At 69.0% G+C, this 18,520-nt stretch carries 22 protein-coding genes; 16 read left to right on the forward strand and 6 right to left on the reverse strand.

Annotated elements, in window-relative coordinates; genetic code table 11:
• Positions 1-45: 45 nt before the first annotated feature.
• The 9 genes from atpB to ACFSDF_RS11050 all read left to right on the forward strand — a co-directional run bounded on the left by atpB (position 46) and on the right by ACFSDF_RS11050 (position 7,511).
• Complete coding sequence (gene atpB, locus ACFSDF_RS11010; RefSeq protein ID WP_167007521.1) at positions 46-840, forward strand: F0F1 ATP synthase subunit A; 795 nt, start codon at positions 46-48, stop codon at positions 838-840.
• A 64-nt stretch (positions 841-904) separates the two neighbouring features.
• Positions 905-1,114 (forward strand): ATP synthase F0 subunit C, encoded by a 210-nt coding sequence (gene atpE, locus ACFSDF_RS11015; RefSeq protein ID WP_149769333.1) that lies wholly within the window; start codon positions 905-907, stop codon positions 1,112-1,114.
• A gap of 28 nt (positions 1,115-1,142) precedes the next feature.
• A complete protein-coding gene (locus ACFSDF_RS11020; RefSeq protein WP_167007522.1) occupies positions 1,143-1,688 on the forward strand; it encodes a F0F1 ATP synthase subunit B in 546 nt (181 codons plus the stop codon).
• A complete protein-coding gene (locus ACFSDF_RS11025) occupies positions 1,688-2,497 on the forward strand; it encodes a F0F1 ATP synthase subunit delta (protein ID WP_167007523.1) in 810 nt (269 codons plus the stop codon). The genes ACFSDF_RS11020 and ACFSDF_RS11025 overlap by 1 nt, the downstream gene beginning before the upstream one ends.
• Before the next feature lie 66 nt (positions 2,498-2,563).
• Positions 2,564-4,201 (forward strand): F0F1 ATP synthase subunit alpha, encoded by a 1,638-nt coding sequence (gene atpA, locus ACFSDF_RS11030; protein ID WP_167007524.1) that lies wholly within the window; start codon positions 2,564-2,566, stop codon positions 4,199-4,201.
• A gap of 6 nt (positions 4,202-4,207) precedes the next feature.
• Positions 4,208-5,140, forward strand: a complete 933-nt coding sequence (locus ACFSDF_RS11035; RefSeq protein ID WP_167007525.1) for a F0F1 ATP synthase subunit gamma — start codon at positions 4,208-4,210, stop codon at positions 5,138-5,140.
• Between the two features lie 3 nt (positions 5,141-5,143).
• Positions 5,144-6,583, forward strand: coding sequence for a F0F1 ATP synthase subunit beta (gene atpD / locus ACFSDF_RS11040; RefSeq protein ID WP_167007526.1), 1,440 nt, complete (start codon positions 5,144-5,146; stop codon positions 6,581-6,583).
• Between the two features lie 22 nt (positions 6,584-6,605).
• Positions 6,606-6,998 carry a F0F1 ATP synthase subunit epsilon gene (locus ACFSDF_RS11045; protein WP_167007527.1) on the forward strand — a complete coding sequence of 131 codons (393 nt, stop codon included), beginning with the start codon at positions 6,606-6,608 and terminating at the stop codon, positions 6,996-6,998.
• 48 nt (positions 6,999-7,046) lie between these two features.
• Positions 7,047-7,511, forward strand: a complete 465-nt coding sequence (locus ACFSDF_RS11050) for a DUF2550 domain-containing protein (protein ID WP_167007529.1) — start codon at positions 7,047-7,049, stop codon at positions 7,509-7,511.
• Between the two features lie 28 nt (positions 7,512-7,539).
• On the opposite strand, the gene ACFSDF_RS11055 is transcribed toward ACFSDF_RS11050, so the two are convergent.
• Both ACFSDF_RS11055 and ACFSDF_RS11060 read right to left on the reverse strand, forming a co-directional pair.
• Positions 7,540-8,112 (reverse strand): cob(I)yrinic acid a,c-diamide adenosyltransferase, encoded by a 573-nt coding sequence (locus ACFSDF_RS11055; RefSeq protein WP_167252008.1) that lies wholly within the window; start codon positions 8,110-8,112, stop codon positions 7,540-7,542.
• A gap of 55 nt (positions 8,113-8,167) precedes the next feature.
• Positions 8,168-8,482 carry a hypothetical protein gene (locus ACFSDF_RS11060; RefSeq protein ID WP_167007533.1) on the reverse strand — a complete coding sequence of 105 codons (315 nt, stop codon included), beginning with the start codon at positions 8,480-8,482 and terminating at the stop codon, positions 8,168-8,170.
• A gap of 95 nt (positions 8,483-8,577) precedes the next feature.
• Here ACFSDF_RS11060 and ACFSDF_RS11065 point away from each other — a divergent pair, with 95 nt between their 5' ends.
• From ACFSDF_RS11065 to ACFSDF_RS11075, 3 genes are all read left to right on the forward strand, one after another.
• Positions 8,578-10,590, forward strand: a complete 2,013-nt coding sequence (locus ACFSDF_RS11065) for a methylmalonyl-CoA mutase family protein (RefSeq protein ID WP_167007535.1) — start codon at positions 8,578-8,580, stop codon at positions 10,588-10,590.
• A gap of 99 nt (positions 10,591-10,689) precedes the next feature.
• Entirely contained in the window at positions 10,690-11,214 is a 525-nt protein-coding gene (locus ACFSDF_RS11070; protein ID WP_167007537.1) for a ferritin, read from the forward strand.
• Between the two features lie 28 nt (positions 11,215-11,242).
• Positions 11,243-12,169 (forward strand): FAD-dependent oxidoreductase, encoded by a 927-nt coding sequence (locus ACFSDF_RS11075; protein ID WP_377159048.1) that lies wholly within the window; start codon positions 11,243-11,245, stop codon positions 12,167-12,169.
• Between the two features lie 24 nt (positions 12,170-12,193).
• Here the strand turns inward: ACFSDF_RS11075 and ACFSDF_RS11080 are convergent, their stop codons facing one another.
• The gene (locus ACFSDF_RS11080; protein WP_167252005.1) at positions 12,194-12,757 is read right to left on the reverse strand and encodes an SLATT domain-containing protein; all 564 of its coding nucleotides are present in this window, start codon (positions 12,755-12,757) and stop codon (positions 12,194-12,196) included.
• Between the two features lie 113 nt (positions 12,758-12,870).
• Between ACFSDF_RS11080 and ACFSDF_RS11085 the strand changes: the two genes are divergently transcribed.
• Positions 12,871-13,395, forward strand: coding sequence for a hypothetical protein (locus tag ACFSDF_RS11085; protein ID WP_167007542.1), 525 nt, complete (start codon positions 12,871-12,873; stop codon positions 13,393-13,395).
• 4 nt (positions 13,396-13,399) lie between these two features.
• Here the strand turns inward: ACFSDF_RS11085 and ACFSDF_RS11090 are convergent, their stop codons facing one another.
• Positions 13,400-13,909, reverse strand: coding sequence for an O-acetyl-ADP-ribose deacetylase (locus ACFSDF_RS11090; protein WP_167007544.1), 510 nt, complete (start codon positions 13,907-13,909; stop codon positions 13,400-13,402).
• A 99-nt stretch (positions 13,910-14,008) separates the two neighbouring features.
• Between ACFSDF_RS11090 and ACFSDF_RS11095 the strand changes: the two genes are divergently transcribed.
• Entirely contained in the window at positions 14,009-14,872 is an 864-nt protein-coding gene (locus tag ACFSDF_RS11095; protein WP_167007546.1) for an SDR family NAD(P)-dependent oxidoreductase, read from the forward strand.
• A gap of 112 nt (positions 14,873-14,984) precedes the next feature.
• Here the strand turns inward: ACFSDF_RS11095 and nucS are convergent, their stop codons facing one another.
• Both nucS and ACFSDF_RS11105 read right to left on the reverse strand, forming a co-directional pair.
• The gene (gene nucS, locus ACFSDF_RS11100) at positions 14,985-15,662 is read right to left on the reverse strand and encodes an endonuclease NucS (protein WP_167007548.1); all 678 of its coding nucleotides are present in this window, start codon (positions 15,660-15,662) and stop codon (positions 14,985-14,987) included.
• Positions 15,663-15,681: 19 nt separating this feature from the next.
• Entirely contained in the window at positions 15,682-16,224 is a 543-nt protein-coding gene (locus ACFSDF_RS11105; protein ID WP_167007551.1) for a hypothetical protein, read from the reverse strand.
• A 158-nt stretch (positions 16,225-16,382) separates the two neighbouring features.
• Between ACFSDF_RS11105 and ACFSDF_RS11110 the strand changes: the two genes are divergently transcribed.
• Both ACFSDF_RS11110 and ACFSDF_RS11115 read left to right on the forward strand, forming a co-directional pair.
• Positions 16,383-18,164: a 3-hydroxyacyl-CoA dehydrogenase family protein gene (locus ACFSDF_RS11110; RefSeq protein ID WP_167007554.1), complete on the forward strand. Its 1,782-nt coding sequence runs from the start codon at positions 16,383-16,385 to the stop codon at positions 18,162-18,164.
• Between the two features lie 20 nt (positions 18,165-18,184).
• Complete coding sequence (locus ACFSDF_RS11115; RefSeq protein WP_167007557.1) at positions 18,185-18,466, forward strand: hypothetical protein; 282 nt, start codon at positions 18,185-18,187, stop codon at positions 18,464-18,466.
• The last annotated feature ends 54 nt before the right edge of the window (positions 18,467-18,520 follow it).

The raw sequence follows: 18,520 nt of genomic DNA on the forward strand, positions 1-18,520 counted from the left end.
GCCCGTGGAACCGCGGCGCGACCGTGCCATAGATGAGGTGATCGAGTGACCACCGAAGGACGGACTGTCCTCGCAGAGTTCCACCCGCCGGGTCCCTCCAGCTTCGAGCTGCCCCCGATTTTCACGATCTTCGGTGTGGACTTCACCAAGCCGATGGTGCTGGTGATCCTCTCGGGGTTCGTCGTCGTCGGCCTCACGTACGCGTTCTCGCGTCGTGCCGCGGTGGTCCCCGGGCGGATGCAGTTCGCCGGCGAGTACATCTACAACTTCGTCCGCAACGGCATTGCCCGCGACAACATCGGGTCCGAGCACTACATGAAGTACGTGCCGTACCTGTTCGCGTTGTTCATGTTCGTGCTGGTGAACAACTACTACGGCGTGATCCCGTTCATCCAGTTCCCGTCGTTCGCGCGCATCGGCTTCGTCGTCGCGCTGGCGGCGATCACCTGGGTGGTCTACAACGCGGTCGGCATCGCCAAGCACGGCTTCGTCGGATACCTCAAGCACGAGACGGTCCCCGGTGGCATCAAGGGCCCGATCCTTCTCCTGCTCGTGCCGCTGGAGTTCTTCTCCAACATCCTGATCCGGCCGATCACGCTGACGCTGCGACTCTTCGGCAACATGTTCGCCGGCCACCTTCTGCTGATCCTGTTCGCGACCGGCGGCGCCTATCTGCTGCTGGACTCGGGCAACGCGCTGTACGGCGTGGTCGGCGTCCTGTCCTTCCTGCTCGGCATCGCGGTCAGCTTTCTCGAGCTGCTGGTGATGTTCCTGCAGGCGTACGTGTTCACCTTGCTGACCGCGATGTACATCGGCGAAGCCATCGCCGACGAACACTGACCCACCCACCCCAAAGAGTTTCACCAGAAGCGCCGCCTAGGCGCTGACGACGAAAGGAAAAGCCGTGGAAGGCTCTCTGAACATGATCGGTCTCGGCCTTGCCGCGATCGGTCCCGGTGTCGGCATCGGCCTCATCTTCGCCGCATACATCGCCGGCGTCGCCCGTCAGCCGGAGGCGCAGTCGCGCCTGCAGACGATCGCGATCCTCGGCTTCGTCCTCGCCGAGGCGCTGTTCATCATCAGCGTCGCGCTCGCGTTCGTCCTGCCTATCTGATCCAGTCGAGACGTAAGGGTCCCACCACATGGACATCACACAGCTGGCCGCGGAGGAGGCGCACAACCCCATCCTCCCGGTCTGGTCCGAGGTCATCCTCGGCCTGATCGTCTTCGGGATCGTCGTCTTCCTGGTCGCGAAGCTCGTCGTCCCGAACTTCGAGAAGGCGTACGCCGAGCGTGCCGCCGCGATCGAAGGCGGCATGAAGGAAGCGGCTCAGGCCCAGGAGGAGGCCAAGGCGGCGCTGGAGCAGTACAACGCCCAGCTCGCCGAGGCCCGGCACGAAGCCGCACGCATCCGCGAGGAGGCGCGCGAGCAGGGTGCCGCGATCACTGCCGAGATGCGAACCCAGGCGCAGGACGAGGCTCAGCGCATCGTCACGGCCGCGCACCAGCAGATCGAGGCCGAGCGCGCGCAGGCGGTTCAGTCTCTGCGCCGCGAGGTGGGGCAGCTCTCCACCGAGCTCGCGTCGCGGATCGTCGGTGAGTCGCTGGAGGACGAGGCGCGTCAGCGCCGTACCGTCGAGCGCTTCATCGTCGACCTCGAGGGCTCGTCGAACGGATCGGCGAACTGATGCGGGGCGTTTCGGCGGCTTCGCTCGCCCAAGTCCTCGACGCCGTCAGCGGTGCTGCTGCCGACGGCGCTGAGGGCGTCGCCGTAGGCGAGGACGTGTTCGCGGTCGTCGGCGCGCTCGACGCCAACCCGGTGCTCCGCCGCGTGCTGTCGGACCCCGCCAGCGAGGGCGAGGCCAAGGCCGGTCTCGTCCGCAGCCTGTTCGGCGAGAAGATCGGCTCCGGTGCGCTGGAGATCGTGTCGATCGCCGCACAGGGACGGTGGGGTTCGGCGCGTGACGTCGCCGACGCGCTGGAGCAGGCTGGTGTCCAGGCGGTCCTCAGCCGCGCTGAGCGCGACGGTCAGCTCGACGTAGTCGCCGACACTCTCCTCGAGTTCTCGCGCGTCGTGGTGGCCGACCCCGATCTTCGGCAGGCCCTCGGCGACCGGGCGACCTCCGTCGAGGGCCGCAAGGTCCTCGTCTCACGTCTACTCGACGGCAAGGCGGACGACGTGACCCTCGCCCTGGCCCGACAGGCGGTCGCCGGACGCAACCACGGGTTCGAGCAGACGCTCGCCGGCTTCTCCGAGGACGCCATTGTCCTCGCAGGTCGCCTCCAGGCGCTGGTCACCGCTGCGTACGCGCTCGATGCCGACGAGAAGCAGCGTTTGGCCGGAGCATTGGCCCGCAAGTACGGTCGAGAGGTGTACGTGGACGTCACCGTCGACCCGGCTGTGATCGGCGGTCTGTCCGTCGAGATCGCCGGGGAGCGGATCGACTCCACGGTGTCGACCAAGCTCGCAGACGCGCGTCGCGGACTCGTGGGCTGACGATGGCCCTCACAACCCTGGACCAAGTACTTCCCCAGCACGATCGAGAAGAAGGTAGGCACTGACATGGCGGAGCTCACGATCCGTCCCGATGAGATTCGCGACGCGCTCCAGCAGTTCGTCAGCGACTACAAGCCGCAGGCGACCACCGAGGAGATCGGCGTCGTCTCGGAGGCGATGGACGGGATCGCCCGCGTCCAGGGCCTGCCGTCCGCGATGGCCAACGAGCTGCTCGAGTTCGAGGACGGGACGCTCGGTCTCGCACTGAACCTCGACTCGCGCGAGATCGGCGTCGTCATCCTCGGTGACTTCGCCGGCATCGAGGAGGGTCAGCCCGTCAAGCGCACCGGCGAGGTCCTCTCGGTCGCCGTGGGTGACGGCTACCTCGGTCGTGTCGTGGATCCGCTCGGCAACCCGATCGACGGCCTCGGCGAGGTCGCGACCAGCGGCCGCCGCGCGCTCGAGCTGCAGGCACCCTCCGTGGTCGAGCGCAAGAGCGTCCACGAGCCGCTGATGACCGGCATCAAGGCGATCGACTCGATGACGCCGATCGGCCGTGGCCAGCGCCAGCTGATCATCGGTGACCGTCAGACCGGCAAGACCGCCATCGCGATCGACACGATCATCAACCAGAAGCAGGCGTGGGAGTCGGGAGACCCCAGCCAGCAGGTGCGATGCATCTACGTCGCGATCGGCCAGAAGGGCTCGACCATCGCCTCGGTGCGCTCGGCGCTCGAGGAGGCCGGTGCTCTCGAGTACACGACGATCGTCGCGGCTCCGGCCTCGGACTCGGCGGGCTTCAAGTACCTCGCCCCGTACACCGGCTCGGCCATCGGCCAGAACTGGATGTACGACGGCAAGCACGTCCTCATCGTCTTTGACGACCTGAGCAAGCAGGCCGAGGCCTACCGCGCCGTGTCGCTGCTGCTTCGCCGCCCGCCGGGCCGCGAGGCGTACCCGGGCGACGTCTTCTACCTCCACAGCCGGCTGCTCGAGCGCTGCGCGAAGCTCTCGGACGAGCTGGGCGCGGGCTCGATGACGGGTCTCCCGGTCGTCGAGACGAAGGCCAACGACGTGTCGGCCTACATCCCGACCAACGTCATCTCGATCACCGACGGTCAGATCTTCCTCCAGTCGGACCTGTTCAACTCGAACCAGCGCCCCGCGGTGGACGTCGGCATCTCGGTGTCGCGCGTCGGCAGCTCGGCGATGCTGAAGTCGATGAAGGCCGTCACCGGCTCGATCAAGATCGAGCTCGCGCAGTACCGTGCGATGGAGGCCTTCGCGATGTTCGCCTCCGACCTGGATGCCGCTTCCAAGCAGCAGCTGGCGCGCGGCGAGCGTCTGATGGCGCTGTTCCGGCAGGGCCAGTACCAGCCGTTCCCGGTCGAGGAGCAGGTTGTCTCGCTGTGGGCGGGCACAACCGGCAAGCTCGACCCGGTGCCGGTTGACGACATCTCGCGCTTCGAGTCGGAGTTCCTCGACTACCTGCGTCGCAGCGAGCCGGCGATCCTCGACACCATCCGTGAGACGGGCAAGTTCGGCGACGACTCGGCGAGCTCGCTCGAGTCGGCGTACGACGCGTTCACGAACCAGTTCGAGACCAGCGACGGCCGTTCGATCAAGCCGGGCAAGGAAGAGCACGAGGCTCTCGCCGACGAGGATGTCGAGCAGGAGCAGATCGTCAAGCAGAAGCGAGGCTGACCTCTCGTGGCCACCTCACTGCGCGAGTACCGTGCGAAGATCAAGTCGACGCAGTCGATGAAGAAGATCACGCGCGCCATGGAGCTTATCGCGGCGTCGCGCATCGTCAAGGCGCAGCAGCAGGCTGCGGCGGCGACGCCGTACGCCCGTGAGCTCACGCGCGCGGTGTCCGCTCTTGCGACCTTCGGTGCCGTCGACCACAAGCTGCTCACCGAGAACCCGGAGCCCAAGCGCGCCGCGGTCCTGGTCATCTCCAGCGACCGCGGTCTCGCCGGGTCGTACTCGTCCTCGGTCCTCAAGGAGTCGGAGCGTCTCGTCGAGAAGCTCCACGCCGAGGGCAAGGAGGTCGACATGTACGTGACGGGCCGCAAGGCCGAGGCGTACTTCCGGTTCCGCCAGCGCCCCGTGGTGCAGGCGTGGAACGGCTTCTCCGACCGCCCGGGCTACGCGAACGCCCGCGAGATCGGTGACGTCCTCACGTCCGCGTTCCTCATCGATCCCGAGGACCCGGAGACCGGGGACCCGGCGCGTGCCGTGGACGAGCTCCACATCGTATTCACCCGGTTCCGTTCGATGATCAGCCAGACCCCCGAGGTCATCCGGCTGCTCCCGCTCGAGGTCGTCGAGGGGACGGAGGCGCCGGAGAACGGCGACGTCTACCCCCTGTACGAGTTCGAGCCGTCGGCGTCGGAGGTGCTCGATGCGCTCCTGCCGAAGTACGTCAACCACCGGCTCTACTTCTGCCTGCTCCAGGCGGCGGCATCGGAGCTCGCGGCTCGCCAGCAGGCGATGAAGAACGCGACCGACAATGCCGAGGACCTGATCCAGAAGTACACCCGAATCGCCAACCAGGCCCGTCAGGCCGGGATTACCCAGGAAATCAGTGAGATCGTCGGTGGCGCGAACGCCCTCGCCGACGCGACCGCCGGGAGTGAGTGAAACATGACTGCCACTGTCAACGAGACCACGACGACGGGCCGTATCGCCCGTGTCACCGGTCCGGTCATCGACGTCGAGTTCCCGACGGACCAGATGCCGGAAATCTACAACGCCCTGCAGGTCCACACGGCGCTCGACGCCGAGGGCCGCCCTCTCACGCTCGAGGTCGCCCAGCACATCGGTGACGGCATGGTCCGCGCGATCTCCATGCAGCCGACCGACGGCCTTGTCCGCGGCGCCGTCGTGCGCGACACCGGCAAGCCGATCTCGGTGCCGGTGGGCGACGTGACCCTGGGCCACGTCTTCAACACGATCGGCGAGTGCCTCAACCTCGAAGAGGGCGAGGTGCTCGACATCAAGGAGCGCTGGGGCATCCACCGCAAGGCTCCGTCCTTCGACTCGCTCGAGCCGAAGACCGAGATGTTCCAGACCGGCATCAAGGTCATCGACCTCCTCACCCCGTACGTCCTGGGCGGCAAGATCGGCCTGTTCGGCGGCGCCGGTGTCGGCAAGACGGTGCTCATCCAGGAGATGATCGCCCGTGTTGCCCGCGACCACGGTGGTGTGTCGGTGTTCGCCGGTGTCGGTGAGCGCACTCGTGAGGGCAACGACCTCATCGTCGAGATGGACGAGTCGGGCGTTCTCGGCCAGACCGCACTGGTCTTCGGCCAGATGGACGAGCCGCCGGGCGCGCGTCTGCGTGTCGCCCTGTCGGCGCTGACGATGGCGGAGTACTTCCGCGATGTCCAGAAGCAGGACGTGCTCCTCTTCATCGACAACATCTTCCGGTTCACCCAGGCCGGCTCGGAGGTCTCCACGCTGCTCGGCCGTATGCCGTCCGCGGTGGGCTACCAGCCGACCCTGGCCGATGAGATGGGCGTGCTGCAGGAGCGGATCACGTCGACGCGTGGCCACTCGATCACCTCGATGCAGGCGATCTACGTGCCGGCCGACGACTACACCGACCCGGCGCCTGCGACGACGTTCGCGCACCTCGACGCCACGACCGAGCTCAGCCGTGAGATCGCCTCGCAGGGCATCTACCCGGCCGTGGACCCGCTGACGTCGACGTCGCGAATCCTGGACCCGCGCTACATCTCGGCCGACCACTACCAGGTCGCGACCCGTGTCAAGCAGATCCTCCAGCGCAACAAGGAGCTGCAGGACATCATCGCGATCCTCGGTGTCGACGAGCTGTCGGAGGAGGACAAGACGGTCGTGTCCCGCGCCCGTCGCATCCAGCGCTTCCTCTCGCAGAACACCTACGTGGCGAAGCAGTTCACGGGCATCGAGGGCTCCACGGTCCCGCTCGACGAGACCGTGGATGCGTTCAAGCGCATCTCGGACGGCGAGTACGACCACGTGGCCGAGCAGGCGTTCTTCATGTGCGGCGGTCTGGACGACGTCGAGAAGAAGTGGGCCGAGATCCAGAAGAGCTCCTGATCGGGAGAGAAGGAGTCCTCTGATGGCAGGCACACTGCACGTCGAGCTCGTGAGCGCCGACCGGCTGCTCTGGTCCGGCGAGGCCACGTCCTTGATGACTCGGACGCTCGACGGTGACATCGGCATCCTCCCGGGGCACGCCCCGGTGATGTCGGTGCTCGCCGACGGGGTCGTCGAGATCGAGACGGACACGAAGGAGACCTGGGTGGCCGCGGTCGACTCGGGCTTCCTCTCGGTGGCCGCAAACCGCGTGTCGATCCTGGCGGAGAGCGCGGTCATGTCGCACGACATCGACCTGGAGCGCGCGAAGCACGACCTCGAGCGGATCAAGTCCGAGGGAAGCGACGACGAAGAGGCCGCTGAGACGGTACGCCGTCTGGAGGCCCGTATCCGCGCCGTTGAGCTCGCGTCCTAAGGTCTACACAGGAGATCTTGAGTCGCTCGTCGAGGGAGGAGGGCACACATGCCGATCTGGTTGTGGGTGCTCGACTCCCTCGGCCTGCTTCTGGCCCTGGTCGTTCTTGCGGTCATCGGGCTGGCAGCGCGTCGGCGAATCCTCGCCCGTGGCGGCAGTACGTTCGACCTCAGCGTCAACCGCAAGCGTGATGTTCCGCGCGAGGAGGGTGACCCTCGCGGGTGGACCCTAGGGATCGGTCGTTACGGCGACATCCATCTCGAGTGGTTCCGCACCTTCTCTTTCTCCCCGCGTCCTGTACTCCGGCTGGAGCGCGGCCACGTCGAGGTGCTCGGGCGCCGCAAGCCGGTCGGCTCAGAGACGTTTGCGCTGCACGCGGGCAACACGATCGTCCAGTGCTCGGTCGACGGCGAGACCGAGATCCAGCTCGCCCTCAGCCCGCAGGCGCTGACGGGCCTCCTCGCCTGGCTGGAGTCATCGCCTCCCGGCCGCGAAGTCAACAACGTCATCTGACGCCCCCCGCTGCGCCCGTACGGGCGGGTCAGCGCTCTCCGCCGGGGACCCACAGCACGTCGCCGACCTCGCGGTTGGCGTAGCGGGCGAGAATGAAGAGCAGGTCCGAGAGACGGTTCAGATACTTCGCGGTAAGGATGTTCATCGTGTCGCCGTGCTCCTCGATCGCTGCCCACGCGCTGCGCTCGGATCGTCGGCAGACCGTACGAGCGATGTGCAGGACCGACGCCGCAGGCGTACCGCCGGGCAGGATGAACGACCTCAGCGGTTCGATCTCGGCGTTGTAGTGGTCGCACCACTGCTCGAGCCGCTCGACGTACTCCGGCTCCACACGCAGCGGCGGGTACTCCGGGTTCTCGACGACCGGAGCGCCCAGATCGGCACCGACATCGAAGAGGTCATTCTGCACCCGCGCGAGCACCGCGTCGACGTCCTCGTCGAGCGTGCCCAGTGACCGGGCGTATCCGAGGTGGCTGTTGAGCTCGTCGGTGTCGGCGTACGCCTGGAGCCGGAGGTCGAGCTTCGACGTCTTGCTCATGTCGACCAAACGGGTCGTGCCGTCGTCGCCGGTACGCGTGTAGATACGGGTGAGGTTGACCATGGCGCCCACCCTATTCCTCGCGAACTGACTCTCGAGCGCGCAGTGACTCGCGAGGTCAGGGGTGGGGGTGGCGGGCGGCGACCCACGCGCGGGCGACATCCGCCTGCGCGGACCAGGCGAGCACGAGCCACCCACGGACGTCGTGCGTGACCGACGCCCGGATGCCTTCGGTCCGCAGTCGCGCCGCGGTGATCTCGGCACCGTGCTGGTCCTTGCACCGAGCGACGGGGACGAGCATCCCGTACGAAGGGAGCCGGACGCGCTTGCCGGGGGAGTGCGCCCACTTGAGGATCAGGGCCAGCCCGGCCACGGCGAGCAGACTGATGAGAGGCACGAACGCGTACCCGACGAGAGCCCCTCTGCCACCCATACCGTCAGTGTGCACCCGCGGGCTCCCGATGTGACCCTCGTGACTCCGATCACGTGGGTGTTACCGACCGGTCACAAGCGTCTAACCTAAGCCGCATGGCCGACAAGACCCCTCGCGATCGCCCCTGGGTGATGCGCACCTACGCCGGGCACTCCTCGGCGGCTGACTCCAACGCGCTGTACCGCCGCAACCTCGCGAAGGGGCAGACGGGTCTGTCCGTCGCCTTCGACCTGCCGACCCAGACCGGCTACGACCCCGACCACGAGCTCAGCCGCGGCGAGGTCGGCAAGGTCGGCGTGCCGGTCCCCGACCTCGGGGAGATGCGCCGCCTTTTCGAGGGCATCCCTCTCAACACGATGAACACCTCGATGACCATCAACGCGACGGCCATGTGGCTGCTCGCGATGTATCAGGTCGTCGCGGAGGAGCAGGCGCGCGAGGCCGGCGAGGACCCGCAGGAGTGGGTCGGCCAGCTCGCGGGGACCACCCAGAACGACATCATCAAGGAATACCTCTCGCGTGGGACGTACGTGTTCCCGCCGGCGGCCTCGATCCGGCTGACGACCGACATGATCGCCTACACGGTCGTCAACATGCCCAAGTGGAACCCGCTCAACATCTGCAGCTACCACCTGCAGGAGGCCGGCGCGACGCCCGTCCAGGAGCTCGCCTACGCCCTGTCGACGGCGATCACGATCCTCGACGCGGTCCGCGACGCCGGGCAGGTGCCGCCGGAGGAGTTCGAGAAGGTCGTCGGACGCATCTCGTTCTTCGTCAACGCGGGTGTCCGGTTCATCGAGGAGACGTGCAAGATGCGCGCCTTCGGCCAGCTGTGGGACGAGATCACGCGCGAGCGCTACGGCGTGCAGGACCCCAAGATGCGGCGCTTCCGCTACGGAGTCCAGGTCAACTCGCTCGGGCTCACCGAGGCGCAGCCGGAGAACAACGTGCAGCGCATCGTGCTCGAGATGCTCGGCGTCAGCCTGAGCAAGAACGCCCGCGCCCGCGCCATCCAGCTGCCGGCGTGGAACGAGGCGCTCGGCCTCCCACGTCCGTGGGACCAGCAGTGGTCCCTGCGTCTCCAGCAGGTTCTCGCGTACGAGTCGGACCTGCTCGAGTACGGCGACATCTTCGACGGCAGCCACGTCATCGAGGCCAAGGTCGCCGAGCTGGTCGCCGGCGCCAAGGAGGAGATCGACCGTGTCCAGGCGATGGGCGGTGCGGTCGCCGCGGTCGAGTCGGGCTACATGAAGCAGGCGCTGGTTGCCTCCCACGCAGCGCGTCGCGCGCAGATCGAGGCGGGCGACCAGCTCGTCGTCGGCGTGAACGCCTACAAGGAGACCGAGGAGTCGCCACTGACGGCCGACCTCGACGCGGCGATCCAGACCGCCGACCCGTTGGCCGAGGCGAGCGCCATCGAGCGCGTCATCGCGTGGCGCGGGCAACGTGACGAGGCGGAGGTCGCCGAGGCGCTGGAGCGGCTCCGCACCGACGCCAAGACCGACGCGAACCTGATGGACGCCACGCTGGCCGGTGCGCGCGTCGGCGTGACGACCGGTGAGTGGGCAGGCGCGCTGCGCGAGGTGTTCGGCGAGTTCCGCGCGCCGACCGGTGTGACGGGGGTGGTCGGAGTGGCCGAGGCAGGAGCAGAGCTCACCGCGGTACGCGAGCGTGTGAAGGCGACCGGGGAGGAGCTCGGCGGACGGTTGCGTCTGCTCGTCGGCAAGCCTGGCCTGGACGGACACTCCAACGGCGCCGAGCAGATCGCGGTGCGTGCGCGCGACGCTGGGTTCGAGGTCGTCTACCAGGGCATCCGCCTGACCCCGACACAGATCGTCGCGGCGGCCGTGGACGAGGACGTCGACTGCATCGGGTTGTCGATCCTCTCCGGGTCGCACATGGAGCTCGTCCCCGACGTGCTGTCGCTGCTGCGCGAGGCGGGGATCGGGGACGTGCCGGTCGTCGTCGGCGGCATCATCCCCGAGTCCGACGCACGGCGTCTCATCGAGGCGGGTGTCGCGGCGGTCTACACGCCGAAGGACTACGGCATGACGCAGATCATGGACGACATCGTCGACGTGATCCGCAGGGCCAACGATCTGGCCTGAGGCTAGCCACGCCTTGCTGGTATGCGTCCGTACCTCCGACTAGCGTCGGGGGTACGGACGACGACGCGGGCAGGGAGCCCGCAGCGAGGAGTGAGGCACATGGCATCCGACAAGTTCGCGGCGCTGCTCAGCGAGCAGGTGGGGCACGAGTTCGCCGCACACCAGCAGTACGTCGCGATCGCGTGCTACTACGACGCGCTCACCATGCCGCGCATGGCGGCGCTCTTCTTCCAGCAGGCGCTGGAGGAGCGCGACCACGCGATGATGATGGTGCAGTACCTCCTGGACGCCGACGTGCCGGTGCGCGTCCCGGGCGTCGCTGACCCGATCAACGACTTCGACGACGCGGTCGCGCCGGTGACATTGGCGCTTGCCCAGGAGAAGCGGGTCACCGACCAGATCAACGAGCTGACCCGCGTGGCGCGCGACGCGAACGACTTCGCGTCCGACCAGTTCATGCAGTGGTTCATCAAGGAGCAGGTCGAGGAGGTCTCCAAGATGAGCGACCTCCTCGCCGTCGTGACCCGGTCGGCGGACGACCTCGAGGCGATCGAGCACTGGGTCGCTCGCGAGGAGAAGGGCGAGGCGGCCGATCCGACCGCCCCGCCGGTCGCCGGGGCCTGAGGCACCCGGCGGACCCGTGCGAGTCCTGGTGGTCGGGGCCGGTGTCACGGGACTGACGTGCGCCGTGGTGGCTGCTGAGCGCGGCCACCACGTCGACGTCCTCGCGCGCGACCTGCCGCGCGAGACGACCTCGGCCGTCGCCGCGGCCTGCTGGTATCCGTACCTCGCGTTCCCCGTCGACCGCGTCCTCGGCTGGGCCCGCAGGTCGTACGAGGTGTTCGCCGCGCTCGCCGCGGACGAGTCGGACGGAGGTCCGGGCGTGCTCGTACGGCGCACTCAGGAGCTGCTGCCCGAGCGGTCGCCCGATCCGTGGTGGCGCGAGGCGGTGCCGGACCTGCGCCGGATCGCCTCGCCTCCGGACGGCTACGCCGACGGGTGGACGTTCGACGGGGCGGTCGCGCACATGCCGCGCTACCTCGACTACCTCGAGCGTAGGCTCGCTGCGTCCGGCGGCACGGTCACCCGCATGGCGCTGTCGGCCCTGCCACCCGGGGCGGACGCGGTCGTGAACGCTTCGGGTCTCGGCAGCCGGCTGCTGAGCAGTGACGAGACCACCAGCCCCGTACGAGGTCAGGTGCTGCGCCTCCCGCCCGTTCCCGGAGTCGACGAGGTGGTCCTCGCGGACCGGGACGACACCGTCACGTACGTCGTGCCGCGCGGCGACGACGTCGTGGTCGGGGGCACAAGTGAGCCCGGAGTCTGGGACCTCGCCCCTCGTACGCAGGACTCCGAGGCGATCCTGGCACGTGCCGCCGCGCTGGTCCCGGCGCTTCGCGGTGCACCGGTGCTCGGCGTCCGGGTCGGACTGCGGCCCGCGCGTCCGACCGTGCGGCTCGCGCTCGAGCGGCGCGAGGGCGCGAGCCCCGTCGTGCACTGCTACGGGCACGGCGGTGCTGGCGTGACACTGTCGTGGGGGTGCGCCGACGAGGTCGCCGACCTGCTCGACACCCTCTGAGCCGCCGGCGGCGCTGCCGGGTGATCAGCTCGCGGTGAGCTCTTTGAGGGGCTCGTCGATCTCGGCGTCCCGCGCCACGGTGGCCGGTGTCGCAGCGGCGGGCGGCGCCACGGTCTCGGCAAGAGCCTCGAGCTGCTGTGCCGCGCGCCGCGACGCACGCCCGGGCAGAGTCGGGGAGGCCTTCTCGACGCGGGTCCAGTCGGCGCGGATCTCGGAGAGGCGGTCGTCGGTGATGCGCTCGGACAAGATCGCCTGCTCGAGCTGGCGTCGGACGTCGCCGTACTCGGCGCCCGCGCGCTGGTGCGCGGCGATCACGTCCGCGTCGTTGAGCAAGGTGTGCAGCAGCGCCGTGGCCGCTGTCGCGACGGCAAGCGCGCCGGCGGTGACCTGGAGCCACGCGCGCGGCTCCGACAGCAGGCTCGTGAAGCTGGCGGAGGCGGCGAGCGCCGCGAGGACGACCGCCGTCGCTCCGATGAGGCGGTGCCGCCGGCGGGCGGCCTTGGCAGCGAGCCGGTGGCCCTCGTGCCCGACCCGGATGGTGACCAGCCACTGCACGACGGTCGGTTCGTCACCGCGATACGTCCACATGCGCAGGACCGTAGCGGGACCGGCTGCCTTCTTGGGCGAGAATGCGGCGGTCGTCCCAGGGCCCGGGCGTAGACCCCTTGTCATTTCGGACAAACGGGCGTAAGACGGATTACATGATTACCGAGGCTGAGACGGACGAGGTGCGTGGGTGGTTCGCGGGTCGCCTGCCCGAGGGGCTGTTCGAGGAGCTCGTCAGCGTGACCGTCGACCGCGAGGAGATCGTGGTGATCGGACGCATCCCCGAGCCCGCTCTGCCTGAGGGGGCCTCCGACGCCGAGCGGGCAGGTGCGGTCGAGGGTCGGATCCGTGAGTTCCGTGCGCGTACCCGGGACGCGCGGATCGAGGTCGCGCGTGAAGCCCAGCACCGGTTCACCCGTACGGTGTCGTGGGGCGTGGAGTGCGGTGACACGCGAGCGCTCTTCACCCATCTCGCGTCCCCGGTGATGACGCGGCTGCGGCAGCCCGAGCGGCAGGTGCTCGACACGCTCGTCGCCGGCGGTGTCGCGCGCAGTCGCAGCGACGCGCTCGGCTGGTGCGTGCGGCTGGTCCAGCGGCACGCGGACACGTGGCTCGACGAGCTGCGCGACTCGCTCGCGCACGTGCAGCGCGTGCGCGAGCAGGGGCCGGACGCCGAGTGAAGGCTCAATCCACGGCAGCGCGCAGCAGCCGGTCGGCCGCCTCGCCGTAGGCGACGAGGACGACCCGCTCGACCTCGGTCGTGGCGCCGCGGATCGTCGAGACCGCGACGGCGACCGCATCGTCCAGGGGCCAGCCGTACGCACCGGCGGAGATCAGCGGGAAGGCGACCACGCGTGCCTGGAGCTCGTCGGCGACCGCGAGGCTGCGTGCGTACGCCGACCGGAGCAGGTCTGTACGGTCCTCGTGCCCGGACCACACCGGGCCGACGGTGTGGATGACCCAGCGGGCCGGGAGGCGGCCGCCCGTGGTCGCGACCGCGTCGCCCGTCGGCAGTCCCTCTCGATGGCTCGTCACCCGCAGCTCGCGGCACGCCTCGAGGATCTCCGGCCCGCCGGCGCGGTGGATCGCGCCGTCCACGCCGCCACCGCCGAGCAACGTGCTGTTCGCGGCGTTGACGACGGCGTCAGCCCGGACGGTCGTGATGTCGCCCTGGACGACCTCGATGCGGATCATGCCTCCTTGCATACCTGATGGCGGCGAGCGGGGCCATGCGTGTAGTCTCGTACGAGACGAGACGCATCGTCTCGCCACCCGACGAGGACAGGGAGTGCCATGACCCAGCAACGGACCTGGTTCGTGACCGGAGCAGGACGAGGGCTGGGGCGGGCTTTCGTCGTCGCCGCCCTCGAGGTTGGTGACAGGGTCGCGGCCACCGCACGCACGCCCGCCGTGCTCGACGACCTCGCCGCCGCGTACGGAGACCAGCTCGTCGTTCTCCCGCTCGACGTGACCGACCGGTCCGCCGTCGTCCGGACCGTCGCGGAGGCTCACGGCCGGCTCGGACGACTCGACGTCGTGGTCAACAACGCCGGGTACGGGCAGATCGGCGCGATCGAGGAGCTCGCCGAGGACGAGGTGCGCCGTCAGCTCGACACGAACCTGCTCGGCGCGATCTGGGTCTCGCAGGCTGCCCTGCCCTACCTGCGTGCGCAGGGCGGCGGCCACGTCGTCCAGATCTCGACCGTCGGTGCGGTCGGGACCGTTCCGTTGTTCGGGCTCTACAACGCGAGCAAGTGGGGGCTCGAAGGGTTCAGCAGCGCGATGGCCGACGAGGTCGCGCCGTTCGGCATCCACGTGACCATGGCGCAGCTGGGCGGCTTCGCGACCGACTGGGCGGGCACGAGCATGGCCTTCGCCGAGAGCGCGATCACGGCGTACGCGCCGGTGCGCGAGGCGGTGCTCGGCATGCCGTCCTATCCCGACGGTGCCGCCGACGACGCTGCCGTCGACGCCGACGAGCCCCCTGAGGTGGCCGCGGCGGCTCTCCTCGCGCTCGTCGCCCAGCCCGCCCCGCCACGTCGCGTGATCATCGGTCGCGGTGCCCACGAGATGGTGGCGATGGCACTGGCCTGGCGCCGCGACGAGTACGCGCGTGATCCCGCGTTCACCTGGCCCGCCGCTCCCGAGACGTCATAGCGGGCAGGCCGACGAGCGCCCGCCGTGGGTGGTCGTCGTCCTCTCTGAGGCGCGACTCCACCGTCGGCGGCCATGCGGGCGAGCCTAGGAGCCCCATAAGGGGCTCGCGCGCTCAGAACAGGCGCAGACTCGGGTCGTCGATGCCGCGCAGCGCGTCGTAGTCGACGACGCGGCACTCGATGCCACGGTCGGTCGCGAGCGTGCGGGCCTGCGGCTTGATCTCCTGCGCCGCGAAAATGCCGCGTACGGGGGCGAGCAGGGGATCGCGGTTCATCAGCTCGAGGTAGCGCGTGAGCTGCTCGACGCCGTCGATCTCGCCGCGTCGCTTCACCTCGATCGCGACCGAGGCGCCGTCGGGGTCCTTGCACAAGAGGTCCACGGGGCCGATCGCGGTCATGTACTCGCGGCGCACCAGGGTCATGCCGTCACCGAGCGTCGTCGGGTGCTCGGCCAGGAGCTCCTGGAGGTGCTTCTCGACGCCGTCCTTCTGGAGCCCCGGGTCGATGCCCAGGTCGTGGCTCGAGTCGTGGACGAGCTCGTCGATGAGGATCCGCAGCGTGTCGTCGGTCTTGGTGGCCGAGACCGTCCACTCGAGGGCGCCGTCCTCGGTCCTGACCTCGCGCAGCGTCGCCGGAGGGCTCATCCAGTTGAGAGGCTTGTACGCGCGGTCGTCGGAGTGGATCGACACCGATCCGTCCGACTTCACGAGGATGAGACGTGTGGCCATCGGGAGGTGGGCCGTGAGGCGACCTGCATAGTCGACCTGGCAACGGGCAATGACGAGTCGCACCCCGACAGGCTAGCGAGCCTCATCGGACGCGGACGAGCACGGTCCCCCTGATGGTGAGGGTCTTGGACTTGAGCCTGCCCCGGGTGGTCACGCCGTCGCCGCCCTTGAGGATCACCTTCTTGCCCTTGAGGCGCCACTTGCCGGAGCGGATGTTCTTGACGCCGGCGAAGTCATCGACAAAGCGTCCGTTCTTCTTGATGCGCAGCACCCACTGCAGTTCGCGGTTGCGCCACACGCCGACGGGACCGCGTCCCGCCTTGGCTGCGGCGAGCTCGCCGGTGCTGGGGGTGGAGCTGGTGTCGGAGGGTGGGGAGGGCGCCGGCGTCGTCGGTGTCTCGGGCGCGGGCTCGGGCGTCGGCTCGGTCGTCGGAGTCGTGGTGGGCGCCGTGGTCGCTGTCGGTGCGGATGAGGTGACCGTGCCCTCGGGTGTGCCTGCGCTCGTATCGCCTTCGCCACACCCGGCGACCGTGAGGACGAGCGCGAGGACCATCGCGGGGGCTGCGCGACGGCCGCCCGACGCAGCGGCGGGGGCGGAACGGAGTGCTTCCTCGAGACGGGGCATCCGGCCATGCTAGGTGCAGCCGAACGCAGCGGCACGGTTCTCCACAGGCACGGCGTGACCTGAGTCACGGCGCGAGGTGTGTGATCGCTGCGAGACTCCTGCCCACCCGGTAGTAACCTGCCGGTAACTTACGTCCTCCCCGAACACAGGAGACATCCGTGGCGCGCGAGATCAACTCAGTCGGAGTCGTCGGCCTGGGCACCATGGGTGCCGGCATCGCAGAGGTGCTCGCCCGCAACGGCATCTCGGTGATCGGCGTCGATCGCGACGAGGCGGGGCTCGACCACGGCCGCGGCACGATCGCGCACTCGACCCAGCGCGCCGCCGAGCGGGGCAAGCTGGCCGACGACGACCGTGCGGCTCTGCTCGGTCGCATCACCTACACCACCGACCTGACCTCCCTCGCCGACGTCGATCTGGTCATCGAGGCCGTGGTCGAGCAGCTCGACGTCAAGATCGACGTCTTCCAGCAGCTCGACAAGATCGTCCGTGACGACGCGATCCTCGCATCCAACACCTCGGCGCTCTCGGTCACCGAGATCGCGTCGGCCACCAAGCTCCCCAGCCGCGTCGTCGGGCTCCACTTCTTCAACCCGGCGCCGGTCCAGGACTTCGTCGAGGTCGTCCGGACGGTCGTCTCCGCGCCCGACGTCGTCGACGACGTCGTCGCCCTGGCGCAGCGTCTGGGCAAGAGCCCCGTCACCGTCGGCGACAAGGCCGGCTTCATCGCCAACGCGCTGCTCTTCGCCTATCTCAACCACGCGGCCTCGATGTACGAGGCGCAGTACGCGACGCGCGAGGACATCGACGCCGCGATGCGACTCGGCTGCGGCTACCCGATGGGCCCGCTCGCGCTTCTCGACCTCATCGGCCTCGACACCGCGTACGAGATCCTCGAGACGATGTACCTCCAGGACCGCAAGCGTGTCCACGCGCCGTCGCCGATCCTCAAGCAGATGGTCACCGCCGGCCTCCTCGGCCGCAAGTCCGGCCGCGGCTTCTACACGTACACCGAGGAGTACGCGTCGGAGGTCGTCGCCGATGCCGCCACCCCGTCGGCCGATGTCGCGCCGCAGCTGCGCCGCGACATCGCCACCGTCGGTGTCGTCGGCACCGGCACCATGGCCGCGGGCATCGTCGAGGTCTTCGCCAAGGCCGGCTACGACGTCGTCTACGTCGGACGCACGCCCGACAAGCTCGACGGCGTCCGTGCTGCGATCACCAAGTCGCTCGACAAGGCCATCTCGCGCGGCAGGTCCACCGAGGAGAAGAAGGCCGAGGTCCTCGCGCGGCTGTCCGGCAGCACCGAGCGCGAGGCCTTGGCCGACGTCGACATCGTCGTCGAGGCGATCGCGGAGGATCTCGACGTGAAGGTCGAGCTGTTCAAGGACCTCGACCGCCTCTGCAAGCCCGGTGCGATCCTCGCCACGACAACGTCCTCGTTGCCGGTCATCGCGTGCGCCGCGGTCACCAGCCGCCCGGCCGACATCATCGGGATGCACTTCTTCAACCCCGCGCCGGTGATGAAGCTCGTCGAGGTCGTCTCGACCGTGGCGACCGCCGACGAAGTGAGCGAGACCGTCACGGCGCTGTGCGCCCAGATCGGCAAGCACCCCGTGTCGTGCGGCGACCGCGCGGGCTTCATCGTCAACGCGTTGCTCTTCCCGTACCTCAACGACGCCGTCAAGATGCTCGAGGCGCACTACGCCACCGCCGACGACATCGACGTCGCGATGAAGCTCGGCTGCCGGCTGCCGATGGGTCCGTTCGAGCTGCTCGACGTCGTCGGCAACGACGTGTCGCTGGCGATCGAGCAGACCCTCTTCCGCGAGTTCCGTGAGCCCGCCTGGGCGCCGGCGCCGCTGCTCGAGCACCTCGTGACCGCGGGCTACCTCGGGCGCAAGACCGGACGCGGCTTTCGCGACTACGCCCGCCGCTGAGCGGTCCGTACGCTGGAGCCATGTCTCGCCGACGTCGCACACCCCGTGGACCACGGGGTGCTCCTCCGCCGCTGAATGGCGGTCACCAGCGCGTCGAGGAGCGCGGCGACGGCGACTGGGTCGTCCGTACGATCACGGGGGCGACGTCCACCAAGACGTACACCTGCCCCGGCTGCGCGCAGCCGATCCGTCCGGCGACGCCCCACGTCGTCGTGTGGCCGCTCGAGCCGGGGCTCCTGAGCACCTCGGGCCTCGAGGAGCGCCGACACTGGCACAGCCCCTGCTGGCGACGCCGCCGCTGACCGCCCGCGGCCTCACCCGCCACGGGTGAGGCTCACCGCGAGGCACGCGGTGAG

Origin of the sequence: Mumia zhuanghuii (genome assembly GCF_042681565.1) — a bacterium.
Classification (GTDB): Bacteria; Actinomycetota; Actinomycetes; order Propionibacteriales; family Nocardioidaceae; genus Mumia.

Bases quoted from the DNA above. Each gene is read 5' to 3' on its own strand.
- ACFSDF_RS11020 (WP_167007522.1), top strand. From the start codon at position 1,143: ATGGACATCACACAGCTGGCCGCGGAGGAGGCGCACAACCCCATCCTC.
- ACFSDF_RS11025 (WP_167007523.1), top strand. From the start codon at position 1,688: ATGCGGGGCGTTTCGGCGGCTTCGCTCGCCCAAGTCCTCGACGCCGTC.
- atpA (WP_167007524.1), top strand. From the start codon at position 2,564: ATGGCGGAGCTCACGATCCGTCCCGATGAGATTCGCGACGCGCTCCAG.
- atpD (WP_167007526.1), top strand. From the start codon at position 5,144: ATGACTGCCACTGTCAACGAGACCACGACGACGGGCCGTATCGCCCGT.
- ACFSDF_RS11045 (WP_167007527.1), top strand. From the start codon at position 6,606: ATGGCAGGCACACTGCACGTCGAGCTCGTGAGCGCCGACCGGCTGCTC.
- ACFSDF_RS11050 (WP_167007529.1), top strand. From the start codon at position 7,047: ATGCCGATCTGGTTGTGGGTGCTCGACTCCCTCGGCCTGCTTCTGGCC.
- ACFSDF_RS11055 (WP_167252008.1), bottom strand. From the start codon at position 8,112: ATGGTCAACCTCACCCGTATCTACACGCGTACCGGCGACGACGGCACG.
- ACFSDF_RS11060 (WP_167007533.1), bottom strand. From the start codon at position 8,482: ATGGGTGGCAGAGGGGCTCTCGTCGGGTACGCGTTCGTGCCTCTCATC.
- ACFSDF_RS11065 (WP_167007535.1), top strand. From the start codon at position 8,578: ATGGCCGACAAGACCCCTCGCGATCGCCCCTGGGTGATGCGCACCTAC.
- ACFSDF_RS11070 (WP_167007537.1), top strand. From the start codon at position 10,690: ATGGCATCCGACAAGTTCGCGGCGCTGCTCAGCGAGCAGGTGGGGCAC.
- ACFSDF_RS11080 (WP_167252005.1), bottom strand. From the start codon at position 12,757: ATGTGGACGTATCGCGGTGACGAACCGACCGTCGTGCAGTGGCTGGTC.
- ACFSDF_RS11085 (WP_167007542.1), top strand. From the start codon at position 12,871: ATGATTACCGAGGCTGAGACGGACGAGGTGCGTGGGTGGTTCGCGGGT.
- ACFSDF_RS11090 (WP_167007544.1), bottom strand. From the start codon at position 13,909: ATGATCCGCATCGAGGTCGTCCAGGGCGACATCACGACCGTCCGGGCT.
- ACFSDF_RS11095 (WP_167007546.1), top strand. From the start codon at position 14,009: ATGACCCAGCAACGGACCTGGTTCGTGACCGGAGCAGGACGAGGGCTG.
- ACFSDF_RS11105 (WP_167007551.1), bottom strand. From the start codon at position 16,224: ATGCCCCGTCTCGAGGAAGCACTCCGTTCCGCCCCCGCCGCTGCGTCG.
- ACFSDF_RS11115 (WP_167007557.1), top strand. From the start codon at position 18,185: ATGTCTCGCCGACGTCGCACACCCCGTGGACCACGGGGTGCTCCTCCG.